The organism is Bradyrhizobium sp. CFUWI (assembly GCF_056429085.1).
On record NZ_JBWJZE010000258.1, the window covers coordinates 1 to 414 of the forward strand.

Annotated in this window: 1 protein-coding gene; it reads right to left on the reverse strand. The window is 69.8% G+C overall.

From position 1 onward, the window contains the following. A partial coding sequence (locus tag AC066S_RS39700) for an efflux RND transporter permease subunit (RefSeq protein WP_478272048.1) occupies positions 1 to 414 on the reverse strand: 414 nt, incomplete at both ends.

Sequence of the window (414 nt, forward strand, 5' to 3'; positions counted from 1 at the left end):
CTGCAGGCGGCCCTGGTTCGGGAAGTCGTTGATGTAGGCAGAACCCAGCGCCGTAGAGAGCGCGCTGCTGATGCTGTCGAAGCCCACGCCCAGCGCGTTCGCCTTGTCGCGGTCGATGTCGATCTGCATCTGCGGCGCGTCTTCCATGCCGTCGGGCCGCACGCCCGCCAGCACCTTGCTCTGCGCGGCCATGCCCAGCAGCTGGTTGCGCGCGCCCACCAGGGCGTCGTGGCCCTGGGCGGCGCGGTCCTGCAGCCGGAAGTTGAAGCCCGTGCCGGTACCCAGTTCAGGGATGGGCGGCGGGCTCAGCGCGAAGATGAACGCATCGCGGATGCCCGAGAGCGCGCCGAACGCACGGCCCGAGATCGCGGATGCCGAATGCTCGGCGCCCGAACGCTCGCTCCAGTCCTTCAG